Raw genomic sequence first — 1149 nt, forward strand, 5'->3', positions numbered from 1 at the left:
CTTCTGCTTGCCCTGCTCCACACGGGTCAGACCGTTCTGGATCGCCGTGTTGATGTCACCGGACTTCGGACCCATGTACTGCGGCACCATCGTCTTCACCGAATTCGAGAAGATCTGACCGACCGGCGCGTTGTTGAAGAACGGGTTCTTGAAGTCCTTGATCACCGCGTCCTCGTACAGCGACACCGTCGACGGGAAGTTACCCAGCGCCCGGAACACCTTCGCCTGCTGCTCCGGAGCCACCAGCCACTTCGCCAGCTTCGCAGCCTCTTCCACGTTCTTGCCCTGCTTCGGCAGGGTCAGGAACGAGCCACCCCAGTTACCGCCACCACCAGGAACCGCAGCGATGTCCCACTTGCCCGAAGAGTCCTTGGCCTGCGACTGGATGTACGCCATCATCCACGACGGGCACGCCAGCGTCACGAACGAACCCTTGGCCATACCCGCGTTCCAGTCAGCCGACCACGGAGCGATCTTCCCGGAGAGGCCCTTGTTGATCGCGTCGATCGTCAGGTCCCACGCGCGCTTGACACCCGGGTTCGTCTCCACGACGACCTTGTCGCCGTCGTAGATGCCGGTGGGCTGCTGGCCCAGGATCGATCGGTACATCACCGTCGGGCCGTCCATCCAGGCGGAGCCCTTGATGTTGGCGTTCTTGAACTTCACGCCCGTCTCGATGTACTTCTCCCACGTCGGCCACAGAGCCGAAACGGCCTCGCGGTCGGTGGGCAGGCCCGCCTTCTCGAACAGGTCCCGGCGGTAGCACATCGCCATACCGCCCACGTCCGTGCCCAGACCGACAACCTCACCCTTGGCCGAGCTGCCCTGCTGCCACTTCCACGCCGGCCACTGCGACTTGATGTCGTTCGCGCCGTAGTCGGTCCAGTTGTAGAACTTGCCCGGGTTGGCGGTGAACTGACCCGCCCAGCCCTCCTCGATCGCCTCGATGTCGGCCGCACCCGTGTTCGTCGCCAGGTGCGCCGCGAGGTTCTTGTGGTGATCCTCGGCCTTGGTGATCCGCTCCACGATCTCCACGTTCGGGTTCGCGGCCATGTACTCCTTGTACAAGTCCTTGTAACCGAACTCGCCGAACGTCGCGATCGTCAGCTTGACCTTGCCACCCGGCTTCGCCGGGTCGTCACTGCCACC

Annotated in this window: 1 protein-coding gene; it reads right to left on the reverse strand. The window is 63.6% G+C overall.

The features are described 5' to 3' along the window. The coding region (locus ACFQO7_RS37705; protein WP_376810888.1) for an ABC transporter substrate-binding protein at positions 1-1149 on the reverse strand (1149 nt) is incomplete at both ends.

The sequence above is a fragment of the Catellatospora aurea genome (assembly GCF_042663325.1).
Taxonomy (GTDB): Bacteria; Actinomycetota; Actinomycetes; order Mycobacteriales; family Micromonosporaceae; genus Catellatospora; species Catellatospora aurea.